An 18,088-nucleotide genomic window follows, 5' to 3' on the forward strand; every position below is an offset into this window, starting at 1 on the left:
TCTGTACGGTAACAGAAAAATCATTTCTCAGGAAGATATAATGACTTCGGCAAAACTCCTTTCCGGTACCCTCCAAAATTCACAAAAATTTTTCCTTCAATTCGGAGGACAGGGTTCCCCTTACCTCAAAGAACTCGTAAAATTGTATGCAGAACCAGAATTAAAAGAATTTTTCGAAACGAGTTTCAAAACTCTTGGTGAAATCGCGGCTCGTGATGGAAAAAATCCTCTCCTCAGCGAAGGAATCGATTTTAAATCTTGGATTGAAAATCCAGATGCAGCACCAAACGAAGATTATCTAGCCCGTGCACCCATCTCTGTTCCTGGGATTTTTATGACCCAAATGGCAAACTATGTTTTGGTTTCCAAACGTGGTTACCCAACAGCAGAACTCATCAAAGCAACGGGCGCTGTTAGTGGACATAGCCAAGGGGTGATTGCGTCTGCACTTGTCGGTCTTGGAAAAGAAGGCGCAGATTTCTTAAAGGCCTATTCAGACTTTTTAAAATTTATTTTTTATCTTGGGTTTAACGGACAAAAAGTGTACCCGAACTTCCAAGTTTCGGAAGACATCGTCAAAGAAAACGAAGCTAACGGTGACAAAAACCCAGCTCCGATGGTGGCAGTAATCGGTTACTCAAAAGATGAACTCGAAGACCGAGTGAAAAAAACAAACGATTCTCTTGGATTCAAAGGCCAAGACACAGTGTTTATCTCCTTGTACAACACTCCTGATTCGATGATTTTATCTGCTCTTCCTTCTTCCCTATTATCATTCCGTAAACAATGGAAAGCAGAGATGGATGAAAAGAAATTTAAGTTCGTATATTTAAAAACTACAGCTCCTTTCCATTGCCCGTTTATGGAAACTTCTCTTGATCAGTTCATTGCAGAAGATGCTTCAGTGGTTCCATTCCCATATACTGGTGCTGATTTAAAAGTACCTGTATACAGTATCTTTGATGGTCATAACTTACAAAAAGATGGAAACCTTCGTGATATTCTTTTCAAAATGGTCCTCATTGAACCACTTTACTGGGATTTGGCGATTGCTCCTATTTTTAACGACAGTGCCATCACGACAATCATTGACTTTGGACCAAGTGTTGTGAGCCAAAGATTAACCGGTGGCCACCTCAAAGCAAAAAACATCGAAAAACAATCTTTATGCGCATCTAACGCAAAAGAATTAAAGGTGATTCTCGAAGTTTAATGAACCCTTCTACAGCCCGGGCCGCTTCTAAACTCAATTTAATCCGCCTTCTGGCTTCACACCCAGAAGGTTTAACATTAGAAGAAATCCAAGGAGTAACCGGGCACAAATCCATCTCCTCTCTCAAAAAAGACTTGGGAGAGTTGTATATGATTGAGATGTACCCGTATTCTCCGACTGATGCTGTGGATTTAGATTTTGATGGAGATAAGGTAAAAATTAGACTCCCCATTGCAGTTGACTCAGCGTTACCCTTATCTCCCAAAGAATGGGCCGCATTACGTTCGTTATTACTGACAAATCAAAACAAAAAAGAAGATTCTATAAAACAATCCATCTTAAAAAAAATAGATTCTGTTTTGCCTTCAGGGGATTGGTCACCTCACCAAAAAACGAAAGAAATGGTGCAAGAAGCCATTCACTCTAAAAAAATACTAACTATTGTTTATTGGAAACGAAATACAAAGGAAAAAGAAACACGAACTCTTGCCCCTTGGTTATTACTCGAAGAAAATGAATCCTACCTCCTTGCCTATGACGTAATCAAAGAGGGTTTTCGTTCCTTTCGATTGGACTATATCTTAGAGGTCACGATCACTGATATGGATTACCCAAAGATTCCAGAAACAGCTTCTGAGTTTTTGGAAGGGTTCAAACAAAAATTTGAAATCGAATCCAATCCCGAATCCAAAGTAACATTATGGGTAACAGACTCTGCCTCCTACCATTTGGGTTTGAAACTCCCTCTAAAAGAAACTGGAAACGTAAAACAAATCCAAAACACAACTTACCGCGAATTCCAAACTCCCATGCAGGATAAAAATTGGCTCATCCAAACCATACTTGGTTATGGTACTTCCATCCTCGTAGCAGAACCAAAAGAAATCAAAGAATCCATACGACTTCATTTACAATCTATTTCTCTTTCCAAACAAAACCAGTCTTTAGAAACATAAGTTGGTCCCTTTGCAAACAATTGCACACGCAAAGATTAACATTGGTTTAGTGATCCCTTACAAAAGGGATGATGGTTTACATGAAATTAGAAGTGTTTTTGTTCCAATTGACTTTGGTGATCCAATGGAAATCCAAATACATCCCTTACCCCAAGGGAATGAATCCACTTTGGAAATCCATTCTGAAAACCACTTAAAAGGGTACCGCCACTCTTTATTTGAAGCCGTTTCGGAACGAGGGGACCTTACCAAAAACATCCTTACCAAAACATTTGTTTCTTTAAAACCAAACTTACTCAAACCTTTAGAAATCAAAGTCCACCTGAAAAAATTCCTCCCCCCCGAAGGTGGGATTGGAGGGGGGAGTAGCAATGCAGGTGTATTTTTACGACAAATTTTGACGTTCTCGAAATTGACTGGGCCAGAACAGATCCTTTTTGCCAAATCCATTGGTGCCGATGTTCCTTTTTTCCTCCAAGACTCAGCTTGTTTTGTCAGTGGGATTGGAGAAATCTTAGAGCCGATTTCCATTGCCAAAGGATTTGGAATCCTTGCCATCCCTCCATTTGGATTATCCACAGGATCTATGTACGCAGGACTTCAAAAAAGTTTACAAAAACCCTATGGTTCCGAAGTATGGAAATCTCTGGCAGAGGATTTAATTCGAAGTCTTCACGTCGGGGATTGGGCTTACCTGCAAAACAGGTTAGAGAACGAGTTTGAAAAAATCGCTTTCCAGACCCAACCCTTACTAAAGGAATTGAAATTAGGGTTCTTTGAGTCGGGAGCAGATTTTGCTTCTCTTTCAGGTTCTGGTTCTTGTCTTTATGGCATTTATCCGACAGAAGGGAAACGAAACGAGGCCCTTCCCAATGTTTCTCTCAAATTCCCCGAAATGGAATTTCGAACGTTCTCTTTTTAGAAACTGGCCTGTAGCCAAGCGGTAAGGCAGCGGTTTTTGGTATCGCCATTCCCTAGGTTCGAATCCTAGCAGGCCAGCCAGTTTTAAAAGATCCGATAGAACGAACGATGAACCTACATAATACTGTAACTGCTGTTATTTTGGCGGCGGGGAAAGGAACTCGAATGAAGAGTGAGCTTCCCAAGGTTGCGGTTGTACTGAACGAATCCCCACTTTTACTCCACGTTCTTCGTAATATCGAATCAGCCGGCATAACCCGTAAAGTTGTGGTTGTCGGTTACCGCAAAGACATTGTCACAGACATTGCAAAATCCTTTCCTGGTGTTGAGTTTGCCGAGCAAACAGAACAACTGGGAACTGGACATGCAGTGATTTCGGCAGAGAAACAACTCGCACCATACACTGGCTATACGATCGTTGCCTGCGGAGATGCACCTCTAATTTCTCCATCATCATTTTCTAATCTCATCGAACACCATAAATCCAATGGTTATGTGGCAACAGTCCTTTCTGCAAAAATAGAAAATCCTACTGGATATGGACGTATCATTCGTTCTTCTGATGATGGGAGCCTTCTTCGTATTGTGGAAGAAAAAGATGCGAATCCCGAAGAAAAAGCCGTAAACGAAGTGAATACGGGAACCTATTGTTTTAATACGGAAGATCTTTTTGGTGCCCTCAAACAAATTGGCAATAACAACGCACAAAAAGAATATTACCTGACTGATGTGATTAAAATTTTCAGAAATGAAGGGAAAAAGGTTGGAGCACAAACTTTAACCAATGCTTTAGAAAGTCACGGTATCAATTCTCCTGATGATTTGGCGCTTGCGAAACAATATATAGATAACGGGTTGGTTGGAGTATGAATCCTAGTGAAGTCGTAGTATTTTCTGGAAATGCAAATAGACCTTTAGCGGAAGAAATCTGCAAAAATTTAGGCATTCCCAATGGCCAAATCTCAGTCAAAAGATTTTCGGATGGAGAAAGTTCTGTCAAAATCGAAGAGAATGTTCGGGGCCGCGACGTATTTGTTGTCCAATCCATTAGTTACCCTGCTAACGACAGTTTAATGGAACTTCTACTCATCATCGATGCAGCTAGAAGGGCTTCTGCTCGTCGCATTACTGCTGTTATTCCTTATTATGGATATGGTCGCCAAGACAGAAAGGTAGAACCAAGGGTTCCCATTTCTGCTCGTATGGTTGCTGACTTAATTGAAACCGTTGGCCCTGACCGAGTTCTCACAATGGACCTCCATGCGGACCAAATCCAAGGTTTCTTTCGCATTCCTGTGGACCATTTGTATTTTTCACCAGTACTTGCGGAATACATCAATTCACTTGGCATGCAAGACCTAGTCATTGTTTCCCCTGATTCTGGTGGAGCGGAACGCGCTCGAAATTTCGGTAAAAAAGTAAACGGATCCCTTGCTATCATCGACAAACGTAGACCTAAAGCAAACGAGTCAGTTGTCATGCATGTGATCGGTGAGATCAAAGACAAAAACTGTTTATTACTCGATGATATGATTGATACAGGTGGAACGATTGCCAAAGCCGCGATGGCACTGTATGAAAATGGAGCAAAATCAGTTTTATGTTGTGCCTCCCATGGAGTACTTTCCGGGGAAGCACCAGCGAAACTCAATGAGGCAAAATTCAACCAAATTGTCCTCTCTAATTCCATTGCCATTCCCGAGAGCAAAAAAATAAATCACTTGAAAACGCTCTCTATCGCCCCACTCTTTGCTAAAGCCATCGAACGGATTCATAACGAAGAATCAATCTCTAGTCTGTTTTCATAACTTTAAGGAACATAATCATGGAAAAAATCAGTATCAAAGCACAACCAAGAACTTCAACAGGAAAAGGTCCTGCCAGAAGAATGCGTGTGGAAGGTTTAGTACCGGCTAACATCATCGGAAGCGGTGAAGCAAAATCGGCAAGTGTTGTCGAAAAAGAAATCCAAAAACTCATCGACTCTGGAATTCGTAAGGCAACTCTTATTGACCTTGAACTCGACGGTAAATCGGAAAGAGTTTTCGTAAAAGAAATCCAAAGATTTCCTCATACTGGACAAATTCGTCATATCGACTTTTACAAAGTGACTCCAGGGAAAAAGATCCAAACTACAGTTGCCATCAAAACAACTGGTGTAGCAAAAGGATCAAAAGCTGGTGGTCAATTCGAGCACTTAGTTCACGAAATTAAAGTAAAGTCAACTCCTGAAGATCTTACTGACGTCATCACAATTGACGTAACTGGTCTTGATATCGGAATGATGATTAAAGTTTCCGAACTGCCTCACCCTAAATCATGGGAAATCTTAGTGAACGGCGATCCAATTGTTGCATCATGTAACAAAACGAAAGCGATCCTAGCGGCAGAACGTGCTGAAAAAGCAGAAGCTGATGCAGCAAAAGGGAAACCAGCTGCTAAAAAAGCGGCTAAGAAGTAAGAACTACTTTTAAGAACCAATGAAGTTAATTGTAGGGCTAGGAAATCCTGGCGATAGATATAACAACAATCGATCTAACATTGGTTTTAAGATTCTCGATGTCATTGCCAATAACATTGGCATCGAAATCAAAACTAAAAAGAAAAAATCGCTCATCGGGCGTGGTGACTTTGAAGGAGACGAAGTGGTTTTACTCAAACCACAAACCTTCAGCGAACTCTCTGGTGAGTCTGTACTTTACATTGCCTCCTTTCTCAAAATCCAAGTCAAAGACATCGTAGTCATCCATGAAGATGTGGGATTGGAACTTGGCCAAATCGTTGTCACAAAAGGTGGAGAAAATGACACAAATCAAGGGGTAAACTCGATTTCTGTCTCATTACGATCCCCCAACTTCATCCGAATTCGGATCGGAATTCTCAATTCCAGCTACAATCCGAAAAAAAGAGAAGATTTTTTACGTGAAGATTTTGAGCCATTAGAGAATCTGAGTTTGATACAGATCATCAATGACGCCGAAGCGGCGATTCGTTCCATATCCATGGGGGATATTGACGAAGTGATTCAGAAATATCACCTTTGATTTCAGTCTAATCATCGGAAGTCTTACATGAATAAAAACATCAAAACCGTATTTCTATTTTTACTCGTATTCCTTGTCATTTTGGCAACGGTATATAAGGGCCAAGACTTTGCCGGTAAACCCGACGAAATCAGTTATTCCGATTTTTTGAATATGGTAGAACCAATTGAGGGAAAAAAACCCATTGGGAAAATCACTTCTAAAGATGGAAAAGATATTTCTTCTAAACAACAGATCATTATCGATAAAGAACTAATTGAAGGTTGGTACATTCCTGAAAATAGTAAGGACAACAAACCAAAACCTTTCAAAACCAATGTAGCACAAGTTAACGATGATTTGGTGACAAAACTTCGTAAATCACGTCTTAGTTTTACTGCAAAATCCACAGAAGAAAATAAATTCTGGAGTGTCGTTTCTGGCATCATACCTTGGTTATTTGCACTTGGAATCATTTGGTTCATCATGATGCGCCAACTCCAAGCATCTGGAAACAAAGCTTTTACCTTTGGTAAATCACGTGCCAAGATGAATGTTGATCCAAAAGTAAAAGTGACATTTAACGATGTAGCTGGTTGTGAAGAAGCAAAAGTAGAACTTCTTGAAATCATTGAATTTTTAAAAGATCCAAAAAAATTCCAAGCGATCGGAGCAAGGATTCCTAAAGGAGTCCTTCTTGTTGGTCCTCCTGGAACCGGTAAAACCTTACTTGCGAAAGCAGTTGCTGGAGAAGCAGGTGTTCCGTTTTTCTCAATCTCTGGATCAGACTTCGTAGAAATGTTTGTGGGTGTGGGTGCATCTCGTGTCAGAGATCTTTTTGACCAAGGGAAAAAGAATGCACCTTGTATCATCTTCATTGATGAGATTGATGCAGTGGGTCGCCTTCGTGGTGCAGGCCTAGGTGGTGGGCATGACGAAAGGGAACAGACCCTCAATCAGATGTTAGTCGAGATGGACGGATTTGAAATGAACGAAGGTGTCATTGTAATGGCAGCAACAAACCGCGCTGATGTCCTTGACCCTGCCCTGCTCCGACCTGGTCGTTTTGATAGACAAGTGATTGTTGATCTTCCAGACCTAAAGGGACGCGAAGAGATTTTAGCGGTTCATGCCAAAAAAGTTCCTCTCGTGTCTGATATTTCTTTGAACTCGATTGCTCGAGGAACCCCAGGTTTTACAGGTGCTGATCTTGCCAACCTTATCAATGAAGCAGCACTCCTTGCCGCACGTCGTAATAAAAAACGAGTCACCCAAGAAGAACTAGAAGAAGCTCGTGATAAAGTGATGATGGGGCCGGAACGTAAGTCTATGTTTATCTCTGACAAAGAGAAAGAAATGACTGCTTACCATGAAGCTGGCCACGCTCTCCTTGGCACCTTACTGCCGTATACCGAACCAGTTCATAAAGTGACGATTATCCCACGTGGTCGTGCCTTAGGTCTTACCCAATCACTTCCAGTGGAAGACAGACATTCTTACCGTAAAAACTATTGTTTGGATCGGATTGTCATGTCAATGGGTGGGTACATTGCAGAAGAACTCATCTTTGGTGACCCTTCGAACGGATCTTCCAACGATATCCAACAAGCAACGAACATTGCTCGTCGAATGGTCTGTGAATGGGGTATGTCTGAAAAACTCGGAACCATCCACTACGGATCCGGTGAAACTTCGCCTTTTATGGGAAGGGACTATGGCCACACAAGTAAACCTTACTCAGAAGAATTTGCAGCGATGATTGACCAGGAAGTGAAACGCATTATCCAAACTTGTCTCGACAAGGGTCGTGATTTGGTGAAGAAAAACCAGAAGAAATTGGATGCCATTGCAAAAGCGCTTTTAGCAAAGGAAACTATCGATGCACAGGAATTAATGGACATCGTACAACCTTCTTTTGATAAATACTCTGACTCAAAACCAGGAGTTGGTTCCAAAAAAGGAAAAGGTGCTTCTGCAGCGAAACCAGCTTACTCGGCTTAATGAAGTATTGGTTATTTAAAACAGAACCAGATGTATTTTCCATCGATGACCTAATACGAGAAAAACTCTCGTATTGGGAAGGTGTTAGAAATTACCAAGCTCGGAACTACCTTCGTGACGAAGTGAAGTTAGGTGATCTGGTTCTTTTTTACCACAGCCGTTTAGAACCACCAGGTGTTGTGGGCATTGCAGAAATTGCCAAAGAAGCAAGCCCCGATCCCTACCAATTTGATCCTAATCATAAATACTTTGATCCTAAACTCAAAAGTACTGAACCAAGATGGTTTGGTGTCCATCTCAAACCTCATACCAAGTTCAAGGAACTGATTCCACTTGATCTTTTGAAAAAAACGAAAGGATTAGAAACGATGGTGGTGACACAAAAAGGATCGAGGTTATCGATCCAACCGGTCACCAAAAAGGAATTTGAAATTGTGACAAAACTAGCAGGCGTTACAGTAAAGTAAACCGCTTACGGTTTTCCAGTAAACACTTGGACCGCTTTCACTTTGTCGACGTCGAAGAACTTTTTATCTTTATAAAAGAAAGCTCCTGCTCCCATATAATTAAATTCTGGATTGAGAATGTTTTTTCGATGCCCTGGCGAATTGAACCAAACTTCAACCACAGCCTTTGCTAAACTTAAATAGGTATGGTTTGGAATGGGTGTTCCTGCTTTTGTATAACTAAAAAATGGACCACCATTTTGCGCAGGAGTAAATACTGGTTTTCCGCTTTGGTATTGGATTCCAAAAGTATTGATGATGTTTTCAGCAGAATAAGTTTCCGAAATTCCAACTAAATCCAATCGGTCACGGAGAGTTTCCTTTCCATTGACCGTACTGTTATGGGAATAAAAATCATATGTTACCATATCTTGTGCATGTCCAAACGCAGCTTGTTCACAACGCTCCGAATACTTAAAAGGTCTCATGCCCAATTGTTTTCTTTCCTTGGAAGTTACATAGAAGATGGCTGCATTTAACAAAGGATAATCGACCTTATTAAAATCAATGGTAGCATTTGCAGGACCATAAGAAGGAAACGTATCTTCATTAAAGGCCTCGTATTGTTCAACTTTCCATTTATCTGAGTCAGGGAGTTCACGACCGTCTTCTATACTTTCTAAAAAGGCCAAGTTTGGATCTTGTTTTTCGACTACCTGTTCTACTTTTTTAGGTTCTTCAACAACGACGACTGGAGCTTTTTTGACTTCTGGAGTTTTGCAGAGTGTGAACGAAAAAAGAAGCAAGATACTAAGAGCCATCAAAACATTTTTGACACCGTATACATCTGGTGTTTGGTTTCGCTTCGTATTTTGCGTTTGGTTTTGGTTTGTTTTTAAATTCATGGCAACTCCTATAAATAACGGTTATAATCCTGCACAACATTGTGAATTAAATTTTTTTCTTTGTTGTATTGGATGGTTTTCGCTTCTTTGATTCCTGTTTCCCATATGAACATAAAGGGAACTCCGAATAAGGTAGAGTGTTTTTGTCTGTATTTTTCTCGGCCAATTAATTTATCATTCAAATAAAAATCAGCATGTAACACTCGTTCTTTTGAATAAATGGATGGTAACAATCCAGCGGTTCCAATCATAAAAATGGTGGAGATGGAAGATACCCAAAAGTGTTCGTACTCGTTTACTTCACTAGTATAAAAATCTATATGGTGGTTTGCACGAACACCATCTGATAAAACCCTTCCAAAGTATCCTGTCTCCGATAAGTATTTTGTATAAAGAGCAGTAATTTCTCTTTTGTTTTTATTGTTTTCGGGAGTGGAAACTTTGATTGAAAGCAGGGGAATTTGTTGTCTAAATTCGGGTCTTGTGATGATCGGAACATCTTCACTCATATAATTATAACAGGATTGAAGGAAAAAAAAGGAACATAAACAGAAAAGAGAGAATTTTCGAAATCGAATCATAATCCGAGAGAAAGCTATCGGATGAGAAAAGAAGGAAAAGCCTTTTTTTTAAAAGTTAGAAAAATCGACAATCTGCAATTGGTTCAAAATCAGTCCACCGACAACTGTAAAGACAATCCAGGATAAAATGGAAATAGCACCACCAATTTTTACCATTTCAAGACTTCGGATGCCCCCATAACTAAATGCCAACGCATTGGGTGGTGTGGAAACGGGAAGAGGCATCGCAAGGGAAGCGCCGATCGTTGCACCTATTGCGGCTGGTAAAATCAACTCTGCGGGTAAACCCATTGTGATTGGTAAAACCAAATTGGCAACACTGGTATTACTTAGAAAACAAGATAAAACCAAAGATAAAATGGAAAAAAATAAAAACAAACTAAACTGACTCGATTCACCTAACATAAACATCGTTACAAAATGTTTAGCTAGTCCAGTTTCCTCAAAAGCTTTACCAAGAGCAATTCCCCCACCCATTAAAATGAGAACGTCCCAGGACAGATTCCGAAACTCTTTTAAATCCAATAATGAAAAACCAAAAAACACAATGACAGGGAAAAGAGCGACTGTTCCATTCGAAACTCCATGCCAATCGGAGCTAATCCAACCTAAGATGGTGATAAAAATCACAACAATCGATACCATACGTTTTTTGGAAGATACAAATTGTTTTTCTTCTTGGACTTGGAGTAATCGAATCGATTGAATGGACCTTTCTTTTTTTAAGTACACAATGTACAAAATTCCCGCAAGGATCAATACAGAGAATATAAATACGGGAAATGCAAAAGTCATCCAATCCAAAAATCCTATTTGGAATCCTTTTTCCTGTAAATAGGCAATCCCGATCACATTGGGGAGTGTCCCGACTGGTGTTCCAATCCCTCCCAAGTTAGCAGAAAACGGAACCATAAACAAAATCGATTTACGCAGTGGACTCGATTCATCCAATGATTTCATCATAGAGGAAACAAGACCGAGCATCATAGCGGCAGTGGCGGTATTGTTCATAAAACAGGACAAAAAGGCAGTGGCAAATCCCATTGAGAGAACGAGTAAAAATGCTGAACCTTTCGTATTTTTGATCACAAACCGAGCAATGGTTGCATCCAATCCGTAGAATCGAATGGCACTTGAGATAACAAAACCACCTAAGAATAGTAAGATGGTCTCCGAAAAATAACAAGATAAAAAAGTAATCGTTTTTGGAGCTCCTGGACCCCATCCTGGTAGCAGCCAAATGAGCTCTAAAAAGAGAACCAAAAATCCTGTGACATATAAAGGGATGAGTTCCGTTACCCAAAGAAACGAAACGAGGAGAGCGATCGCCAAATTGATCTCCTGGGCAGGAGTTAGTCCAAACCATAGTTGGTACCATCCGAGAAAAGCGGGAAAAATGGAAAGTATTGAAAATAGAAGGCCTGCTCGAATCATTGTGACTTGACGATTTACACTCACCGTATACTTTTTCGATAGACTCAATTCGTTTCAAGCAAACAAATACAATGAGACTTTTCCAATTTTTCTAAATGTTAATTTTTTATGCAAATAACCTATAACGACTTAAAACAAGCAGTTTTGGGTAGTGGCCCAATGGGTATCATTATCGCTTCCTTGCTGGCAGAAAAGTATGATTCGATCACTTTGTGGATCCCCGACAAAGAATTCGTAGAGCTTCTAAAGAAACGTCGCCAAACAGAAATTATGGGAAAGACAATTGAACTTCCCGATCATATTGAAATTGTTTCAAGTTTGGACTCTTTTGGAAGAGACGATTGGGCTTTTCATGTTGCAGTTCCTTCACGATCCTTTTTAGATAGTGTTCACGGATTAATTGATGTTTTAGAACCATTTAACAATTATGTTTTTTCATTTTTGACAAAAGGTATTTTGGATTCCAAAAACCGAAAAAAAACAGGATTTATCACCTACTCACAATACCTTCAAAATTATCTCGCTGAACGAAATTTTAATAATGCTTCTGTTGCAGTAGTCAATGGTCCATCTTTACTCGGTGAAATCTTAGAAGAAAAATTTAGTTTTTTTAATATTGGATCTACTGAAAAAACAACTGCTGAGTATTTATCAGATGTTTATACATCTCATTTCATCAATACCTCAATCACGGATGATGTGATCGGTATGGAAATTGTAGGTGTTGCTAAAAATCCAATGGCAATTGCAAGTGGGATCGTGTCCTTACTACCTAGGTATGGGGCTAATTTACTTGGAGAAATTTTATCAGTAGGTTTTCAGGAAGTTAGAGATCTTTCGATGCGTTATGGTGCAAGGCCTGACACTGTTATGGGTAGGTCTGGACTTGCTGATTTTATCACAACTGCAACCAGTAACAAAAGCAGAAACCGTGGTTTTGGACAAAAGATTGTCGGTGAACTATTGTCAGGTGGAGAAAAATTAAGCATTAAAGACAGAATTGAAATCTTTTTTGCACCACGTTCTTTCATTGAAAGAGAATCTACCAAATGGCATGACAATGTTGAAGGAACTTATGCCCTTAGTATCCTTATTGAACTTGCCAATGAAATTCGTCTCCCTTTTACTTTACACAGAACTTTATTTGATGTACTAACAAGGAAACAACCACCTGGTGCCCTCATCGATCTCATCTGTGGTAAAAAAACCGAATCAAAAAATATACCTCTTGTTGTGCAGAAAAAAGTTGGTCTCAACTTAACATCTGGTATTGATTTTCAAAACTTACTCGTCGATCGAATTTTAAAACAAATCAGTAATGTTCCTGGTACAATCTCTAGAGTCAAAAAACAATCATCAGCAGTTATCGAATCCACACAAAAGAGACTTTCGAAAGCAAAACGAAAAAAACAAAAATTAGAAGAAGCAAAGTTTGAATCGGAAGTGGAAATTTGGCAACGTTTTCATAATTGCCAAAAGGATGACGAACTAACTTCAATCAAAGAATTAGTCCGATTTTATGTGAACGAAATCGCTGACAATTATAGTCCTACTGTTCGTGAGTCTGTGCTACGATTTGTGGCGCCAATCCGTTTGTTTTCAGGTGGATTTTTAAAGGGCTCAATGATTCCTCACATTGGCGGAAAAACGGAAGTAGTCAAAGCTCTGTCTTCGAAATACAATTTATTATATGCACCTACTCACAGATCCCATCTTGATTCAGTGGAAGTCGCTTATTCATTATTCCATTTAGGATTACCTGTGCCTCGTTATGCGGCAGGAATCAATTTAATGTCTAACCCATTTTGGGAATGGATGTTAAAGTCACTAGGTGCGTATGCGGTGGATCGAGAAAGGACTAGGAACAGTTTGTATTTGGAATGCCTCACTTTATACTCACAAGTCATGTTGGAACAAGGTATCCCATCGCTTGTGTATCCAGAAGGTACAAGATCAAGGACTGGTGGCATCGTTCCAGTAAAAACAGGACTTCTCACAACAGCTGTTAATGCATTTCGAAGTTCAGGAACGGAGATTGTGATTGTTCCTATATCTGTCTCTTATGAAACCGTACCCGAAGACAATCAGTTTTGTAATATGCCAGAAGAGTTAGGAATGGCAGGATTTTTAGCAAAACGATCCAATGTATATGTTGAATTTTGTGACCCGATTCCAATATCTGAGTATGCTCATACTGAAGATCCAACTATTGAATTGAGTTACCGGATTACAAAAGGTTGGAAACAATATCATAAAATATTACCAAACCAAATTGTATCAAAAATTTTAGTCGAAAACGATTATTCTATCGAAGTTTCGCAAAGCACTATGTTAGTTGAGGATTTTATTTCTCGCCATGAAGGCAATTATCTCACTCGTGACCCAGAAGAAATTTGGGAAAAGGGAAAGAAGATTTTAGAAAAACGAAAGATGATTGAAGAAGCCAATCGAATGATTCATTCTAAAAATGATGCTTTGATTCTCTATTATGCGAGTATGATCCCTGAGGACGAAGACAAAAAATATTGATAGGAATTTTGTAATTCGATTAGATTCAAAAAATAAGCTTCTAGTAGAAATATCCTATCCGTTTTGTACGGGGAGCCTTCCCCGTTTTCGTATGTAAATCGTTTTGTCTAAGGTAGCCACGATATCATTGGTTTCATCTACAACATTTGTACTGAAATGAAATTCGCCTTTCCGTTTGGATTCAATTTCACTTTTGATCCTTTGAATGTCTTCTAATGGTATCGAAAATTTTGCTGTCACCTTTCCTTTGCCTGGTTTGACAAATACCATCGATCCCACTTTGTCCCAAACAATAAAATCAGATCCTAATTGTTCCAAGAGAATTAACATAAAAAATGGATCACACATAGAATACAAAGATCCACCAAAATGAACACCAACATAGTTTTTGTTATAAAACTTTAGTTTCATTTCCACTTGGAAAAAAGATAAATCTTTTGCAATTTTTTTGATCCGTATTCCAGCACCAATATATGGTGGATAAAAATTATACAACCAAATCTTAAATCGTTTTTTCCAAGAGATGTTTTTCATCAATCCAACTTATCCTTTTTTTTATATTTGGAATTGATAAGATAAACAGCTAACATCGCTAAACTTCCTCCTATGATGACAGGGATTTGGATTACTTCGTCTAATATCAAATAACTACTTAAGTAAGCGGAAAGTGGAACTATAAAGATAAAACTACTTGCGATTTCGGATCCAAGTTTTGTGGCCGCATAAAAATATACCGTTGTTCCAAAGGTAGTGGAAATCACCGATAGATAAAAAATGGCAAACCAAAATTTATACCCAAATTCAGATACCTTCCAAAAACTTGGATCATTCCAACAAAACAAAAGTTCTAAAACAGAACCAATTCCATAAACGTAAAAACTATAAGTGATGGGAGACATCGATTTGCCTGTTTTTTGGCTATTGAGCGAAAGAATTGCCCATACAAAAGAACAGAGAAGAAAAAACAAATTACCAGATAACAATAGATAATTGATACTGATTTTCCAAACTTGTAAGATTACAAGTCCACCAATAAATCCAAAAAATAATCCCAAAACTTGACGTTTGGTAATCGTTTTTTTCTGAACTAAAACAACGATAAAGAAGGTTACAATCGGATTCAAGGTTGTTACCAATACTCCACCAGCACCAGGTAATCCATTCTTTAAACCTAGGAAAAAAAATTGATTATAAAGTGTATATATGATTCCTCCGATCAAAACATTCCAATAATCCTTTCCTGTTTTTAATCTCATCGGTAAACGCATGATGTAGAGAAGAGGAATCACTGAAAAGAAGGTAACAAGGAATCTCCAGAAGACAAGAACTGGGATTGGAATCATTCCTGCGACCATTTTTCCAAATGGCCATGCAATCCCCCAGGAAACCATTGCAAGGATCAAAAGTAATAAAAATTTTAAGTTCAAATGAAGTTTCCTTTAATCAAATAATTCAAACAATAAGTTGTTACAAAAGAAACAGGAATCCCAATTCCTAACATAAGGCTTGCTAGATGAGGAGATATATTTTTTTCAATTGTGATAACCGTCGAAGTAACCATTGGTGCCATTGCCGATTCAAAAAGTATTGTTTGGAAGAGTAATTGGTCTTCTTTAATGGGAGCATAAACAAAATAAACGAGAATTGGAGCTAAAACCAATTTAAATCCCAAACCTAAGAGCAAATACTTTCCATGACCGGCGATGGTTCTCAAATCCAACATAAATCCTACTGAAACTAATGCAAGTGGAGTCAAGGTATCACCTAAACGCAATAATACGATCTTGAATGAGTTGGGATATTCCCATTGTCTTGTAAGAATTGCAAACAACAAAGCATAAATAGGTGCAAATCCAAGAACTCGTTTCACCAAAGTTAAAAAATCCCATTTTCCATCCATGGCAATGGATGCGAGGATGATTCCAGGAAAACTCAATACCATAAAAGTTCCAAGTTGGTCTGAAAGAATTCCATACCCTAGCGATTCCTTTCCTAAGTAAGTTTCTAGTAAGGGGAATCCAACAAATGAAGTATTACCAAGTCCAGCGGTTAACACCAAACAAACCGTTGTTGGGAAGGACATCACTTTGAGTTTGTATAATCCTAAAAAAAACAAAAGTGCAAAACCAAATACCAGCCATGGCATCGATGTTGGTAAAACGGATGATACGCCAATTTTTAATTCATGCACATGGTATAACACAAGTGAAGGTAAGGAGACAAATAAAATAAAACCATTCAGTACTTTCGGAGTTGTCTCTGGAAACTGAGGTAACCTACGAAAGAGTAAACCTAATCCAAAACAGATTCCAAGTAATAAAAAATTTTCCATTTCTAAAAGGACAGGAAGGTCTCAAGTGCCTTAGAATCGAAAAACACGCCATCCTTTTGCCTTGGTGCCTCTAAACCATCACAAACCATTTCAGCATACCCTTTCGCAAAATATAAATACTTGGTTGGAAGTTTTTCCTTGATATCGTGAACTGTTTGTTCAAGAAATTCTGCCAACACCAATACATTGTATGTGACATCGGCGATATAAACTCGATTCATATCTTTCCAGTCTTTAGATTCCTCCTTCAAACACTGTTCCAACTCTTTTCGTTTTAATTGAAAAAGACTATACACATTTTGTAATTCAGTAATGCCACTTACCTCGGAAGTAAGTTGGTCTAATAAAGTTTGGAATGCAGCATAAACCTTTGGTTTTTGTAAGGCATGTAGACAGTGGTCTGTGATGATCAAATGGGTTCCTTCCCAAGTTTCATTGATAATAGAGTCATTGTGTAATCTTGGGAGTGGCGAGAAGTCTCCGATGATCCCATTTCCACCTAACGAAAGAATTGCTTTTTGTGTAATATAACTTGCTTGTGAAGAAGATTTGTATTTTAAAAGTGGAACTGTAATCTCCGCAGCATCATCACCTGTTTCTGCTAGAGCAACTGATCGAAAATTAACAAAACAATTTGCTGTTTGTAAGATTTGCATCTCTGCTAATGTTTTCACGAAGGAAGGGAATTCTAAGATTTTTTTACCATAAGCAGTACGAAACTTTGCATATTCAGAAGCTTCCATCACAGACCTTCTTGCGTTTCCACAAGCCCCAAGGCCAACATGTAACCTTGAAGTTTTGATGATATAACGAATTAAATTCACAAGGCCATGACCGGGGCGACCAAACTCTTCCGCTTCAACTTTGTCATAAATGATCTCAACGGTTATCTTACCACGAGAACCGATGATGTCTTTTTTACGAAGGATGTGGTGGCCATTCAGTTCTCCATTGTCTTTGATCCTTGGAACTAAAAACATCCCCACTGTATTCGTTCCTTCCATTTTCGCTGTGGTTACCCATAAATCACCTGGATTGGAACAAAACCATTTTTCACCAGTTAACTCCCATTTGCCGTTCGGTAGTTTTTTAGCGATGGTTCTATTCGCTGAAACATTACTTCCGCCTACTCGTTCGGTTACATATTGACCTGCCATAAAATGAGAACGACTCCCTTTGCCTGCAACAAGTGGGAGATATTTATTTTTTTGTTCTTCAGTTCCAATTTTTTTTAAGGCAAGGATCATTCCATCTGTCATTGCCAAAGGACAAGCAACTCCACCTTCTCCATTCAAATTCATCAAATACGTAAGTGCATAACGATGGATATGTGTGAATTCAAATTTCCATTCTGGATGGAAATCCAAATTGACCACACCATGATCATAAGAAATTTTTCGTGCCAGTTTTTGTTCTTCTGAATACTTTATAAAATCAATTCGTTTGCCAGTGCGGTCATATTTGACCACTTCGCCGTATTTCCCTTCTTTATGGCACTCTTCAGTGAGTTCATCCAAAATCCCACCCACGAGTTCCCCATACTTTCTGATATGATCAACCATCGCTTGTTTGTGTGTGGGTTCGTATGTTACCGAATAACGATCCACCATTCTCTGTAAGGCAGGATCCATATCGTAAAAATTTTTACCTCGTAAGCCTTTGTATTCGGAAATATCAAACGGTTGTAAAGATGGATGTTCAGAAATATGGTGACTCATATCTCCAGTTCAAAAAATGGAATAGGATT

17 protein-coding genes and 1 tRNA gene are annotated in these 18,088 nt (G+C 38.9%); 11 read left to right on the forward strand and 7 right to left on the reverse strand.

Features of this window, described 5'->3' with window-relative positions; genetic code table 11:
• Nucleotides 1-40: 40 nt before the first annotated feature.
• The 10 genes from EHQ43_RS01840 to EHQ43_RS01885 all read left to right on the forward strand — a co-directional run bounded on the left by EHQ43_RS01840 (nucleotide 41) and on the right by EHQ43_RS01885 (nucleotide 8,581).
• Entirely contained in the window at nucleotides 41-1,213 is a 1,173-nt protein-coding gene (locus tag EHQ43_RS01840) for an ACP S-malonyltransferase (RefSeq protein ID WP_135770009.1), read from the forward strand.
• Complete coding sequence (locus EHQ43_RS01845; RefSeq protein ID WP_135740394.1) at nucleotides 1,213-2,169, forward strand: helix-turn-helix transcriptional regulator; 957 nt, start codon at nucleotides 1,213-1,215, stop codon at nucleotides 2,167-2,169. Before EHQ43_RS01840 ends, EHQ43_RS01845 begins: the two co-directional genes overlap by 1 nt.
• Before the next feature lies 1 nt (nucleotide 2,170).
• Complete coding sequence (locus EHQ43_RS01850; RefSeq protein WP_208730851.1) at nucleotides 2,171-3,091, forward strand: 4-(cytidine 5'-diphospho)-2-C-methyl-D-erythritol kinase; 921 nt, start codon at nucleotides 2,171-2,173, stop codon at nucleotides 3,089-3,091.
• 4 nt (nucleotides 3,092-3,095) lie between these two features.
• A tRNA-Gln gene (locus EHQ43_RS01855) sits at nucleotides 3,096-3,171 on the forward strand.
• Between the two features lie 27 nt (nucleotides 3,172-3,198).
• The gene (locus EHQ43_RS01860) at nucleotides 3,199-3,960 is read left to right on the forward strand and encodes a sugar phosphate nucleotidyltransferase (protein WP_135770010.1); all 762 of its coding nucleotides are present in this window, start codon (nucleotides 3,199-3,201) and stop codon (nucleotides 3,958-3,960) included.
• The gene (locus EHQ43_RS01865; protein ID WP_135740391.1) at nucleotides 3,957-4,898 is read left to right on the forward strand and encodes a ribose-phosphate pyrophosphokinase; all 942 of its coding nucleotides are present in this window, start codon (nucleotides 3,957-3,959) and stop codon (nucleotides 4,896-4,898) included. The genes EHQ43_RS01860 and EHQ43_RS01865 overlap by 4 nt, the downstream gene beginning before the upstream one ends.
• A gap of 17 nt (nucleotides 4,899-4,915) precedes the next feature.
• Nucleotides 4,916-5,551 carry a 50S ribosomal protein L25/general stress protein Ctc gene (locus EHQ43_RS01870; RefSeq protein WP_135740390.1) on the forward strand — a complete coding sequence of 212 codons (636 nt, stop codon included), beginning with the start codon at nucleotides 4,916-4,918 and terminating at the stop codon, nucleotides 5,549-5,551.
• Nucleotides 5,552-5,570: 19 nt separating this feature from the next.
• The gene (pth, locus tag EHQ43_RS01875) at nucleotides 5,571-6,134 is read left to right on the forward strand and encodes an aminoacyl-tRNA hydrolase (RefSeq protein WP_015676796.1); all 564 of its coding nucleotides are present in this window, start codon (nucleotides 5,571-5,573) and stop codon (nucleotides 6,132-6,134) included.
• Nucleotides 6,135-6,161: 27 nt separating this feature from the next.
• Nucleotides 6,162-8,114 (forward strand): ATP-dependent zinc metalloprotease FtsH, encoded by a 1,953-nt coding sequence (ftsH, locus tag EHQ43_RS01880; RefSeq protein ID WP_135740389.1) that lies wholly within the window; start codon nucleotides 6,162-6,164, stop codon nucleotides 8,112-8,114.
• Complete coding sequence (locus EHQ43_RS01885; protein ID WP_135740388.1) at nucleotides 8,114-8,581, forward strand: EVE domain-containing protein; 468 nt, start codon at nucleotides 8,114-8,116, stop codon at nucleotides 8,579-8,581. The genes ftsH and EHQ43_RS01885 overlap by 1 nt, the downstream gene beginning before the upstream one ends.
• 5 nt (nucleotides 8,582-8,586) lie before the next feature.
• Here EHQ43_RS01885 and EHQ43_RS01890 read toward each other — a convergent pair whose 3' ends face one another.
• The 3 genes from EHQ43_RS01890 to EHQ43_RS01900 form a co-directional block, all read right to left on the reverse strand.
• Nucleotides 8,587-9,381, reverse strand: a complete 795-nt coding sequence (locus EHQ43_RS01890; RefSeq protein WP_135740484.1) for a CAP domain-containing protein — start codon at nucleotides 9,379-9,381, stop codon at nucleotides 8,587-8,589.
• A gap of 92 nt (nucleotides 9,382-9,473) precedes the next feature.
• A complete protein-coding gene (locus EHQ43_RS01895) occupies nucleotides 9,474-9,974 on the reverse strand; it encodes a hypothetical protein (RefSeq protein ID WP_135740387.1) in 501 nt (166 codons plus the stop codon).
• Nucleotides 9,975-10,094: 120 nt separating this feature from the next.
• Nucleotides 10,095-11,480 (reverse strand): SLC13 family permease, encoded by a 1,386-nt coding sequence (locus EHQ43_RS01900; RefSeq protein WP_135770378.1) that lies wholly within the window; start codon nucleotides 11,478-11,480, stop codon nucleotides 10,095-10,097.
• A gap of 108 nt (nucleotides 11,481-11,588) precedes the next feature.
• Here EHQ43_RS01900 and EHQ43_RS01905 point away from each other — a divergent pair, with 108 nt between their 5' ends.
• Complete coding sequence (locus EHQ43_RS01905; protein ID WP_135740386.1) at nucleotides 11,589-14,009, forward strand: 1-acyl-sn-glycerol-3-phosphate acyltransferase; 2,421 nt, start codon at nucleotides 11,589-11,591, stop codon at nucleotides 14,007-14,009.
• A gap of 54 nt (nucleotides 14,010-14,063) precedes the next feature.
• On the opposite strand, the gene EHQ43_RS01910 is transcribed toward EHQ43_RS01905, so the two are convergent.
• Genes EHQ43_RS01910 through EHQ43_RS01925 form a run of 4 tightly spaced genes read right to left on the reverse strand, consistent with a single transcriptional unit; the run spans nucleotide 14,064 to nucleotide 18,059 of the window.
• Nucleotides 14,064-14,543, reverse strand: coding sequence for a DUF4442 domain-containing protein (locus EHQ43_RS01910; protein WP_135740385.1), 480 nt, complete (start codon nucleotides 14,541-14,543; stop codon nucleotides 14,064-14,066).
• Nucleotides 14,543-15,436 (reverse strand): DMT family transporter, encoded by an 894-nt coding sequence (locus EHQ43_RS01915; protein WP_135740384.1) that lies wholly within the window; start codon nucleotides 15,434-15,436, stop codon nucleotides 14,543-14,545. Before EHQ43_RS01915 ends, EHQ43_RS01910 begins: the two co-directional genes overlap by 1 nt.
• Nucleotides 15,433-16,341 (reverse strand): AEC family transporter, encoded by a 909-nt coding sequence (locus EHQ43_RS01920; protein WP_135740383.1) that lies wholly within the window; start codon nucleotides 16,339-16,341, stop codon nucleotides 15,433-15,435. The genes EHQ43_RS01915 and EHQ43_RS01920 overlap by 4 nt, the downstream gene beginning before the upstream one ends.
• Nucleotides 16,342-16,343: 2 nt before the next feature.
• Entirely contained in the window at nucleotides 16,344-18,059 is a 1,716-nt protein-coding gene (locus EHQ43_RS01925; protein WP_135770011.1) for an acyl-CoA dehydrogenase family protein, read from the reverse strand.
• Nucleotides 18,060-18,088: the final 29 nt, after the last annotated feature.

Origin of the sequence: Leptospira bouyouniensis (genome assembly GCF_004769525.1) — a bacterium.
GTDB lineage: Bacteria > Spirochaetota > Leptospiria > Leptospirales > Leptospiraceae > Leptospira_A > Leptospira_A bouyouniensis.

Coding starts and splice junctions, on each gene's coding strand:
- ftsH (WP_135740389.1), top strand. CDS start 6,162: ATGAATAAAAACATCAAAACCGTATTTCTATTTTTACTCGTATTCCTT.
- EHQ43_RS01900 (WP_135770378.1), bottom strand. CDS start 11,480: ATGATTCGAGCAGGCCTTCTATTTTCAATACTTTCCATTTTTCCCGCT.
- EHQ43_RS01845 (WP_135740394.1), top strand. CDS start 1,213: ATGAACCCTTCTACAGCCCGGGCCGCTTCTAAACTCAATTTAATCCGC.
- EHQ43_RS01890 (WP_135740484.1), bottom strand. CDS start 9,381: ATGGCTCTTAGTATCTTGCTTCTTTTTTCGTTCACACTCTGCAAAACT.
- EHQ43_RS01920 (WP_135740383.1), bottom strand. CDS start 16,341: ATGGAAAATTTTTTATTACTTGGAATCTGTTTTGGATTAGGTTTACTC.
- EHQ43_RS01905 (WP_135740386.1), top strand. CDS start 11,589: ATGCAAATAACCTATAACGACTTAAAACAAGCAGTTTTGGGTAGTGGC.
- EHQ43_RS01840 (WP_135770009.1), top strand. CDS start 41: ATGACTTCGGCAAAACTCCTTTCCGGTACCCTCCAAAATTCACAAAAA.
- pth (WP_015676796.1), top strand. CDS start 5,571: ATGAAGTTAATTGTAGGGCTAGGAAATCCTGGCGATAGATATAACAAC.
- EHQ43_RS01870 (WP_135740390.1), top strand. CDS start 4,916: ATGGAAAAAATCAGTATCAAAGCACAACCAAGAACTTCAACAGGAAAA.
- EHQ43_RS01910 (WP_135740385.1), bottom strand. CDS start 14,543: ATGAAAAACATCTCTTGGAAAAAACGATTTAAGATTTGGTTGTATAAT.
- EHQ43_RS01860 (WP_135770010.1), top strand. CDS start 3,199: ATGAACCTACATAATACTGTAACTGCTGTTATTTTGGCGGCGGGGAAA.
- EHQ43_RS01865 (WP_135740391.1), top strand. CDS start 3,957: ATGAATCCTAGTGAAGTCGTAGTATTTTCTGGAAATGCAAATAGACCT.
- EHQ43_RS01895 (WP_135740387.1), bottom strand. CDS start 9,974: ATGAGTGAAGATGTTCCGATCATCACAAGACCCGAATTTAGACAACAA.
- EHQ43_RS01885 (WP_135740388.1), top strand. CDS start 8,114: ATGAAGTATTGGTTATTTAAAACAGAACCAGATGTATTTTCCATCGAT.
- EHQ43_RS01925 (WP_135770011.1), bottom strand. CDS start 18,059: ATGAGTCACCATATTTCTGAACATCCATCTTTACAACCGTTTGATATT.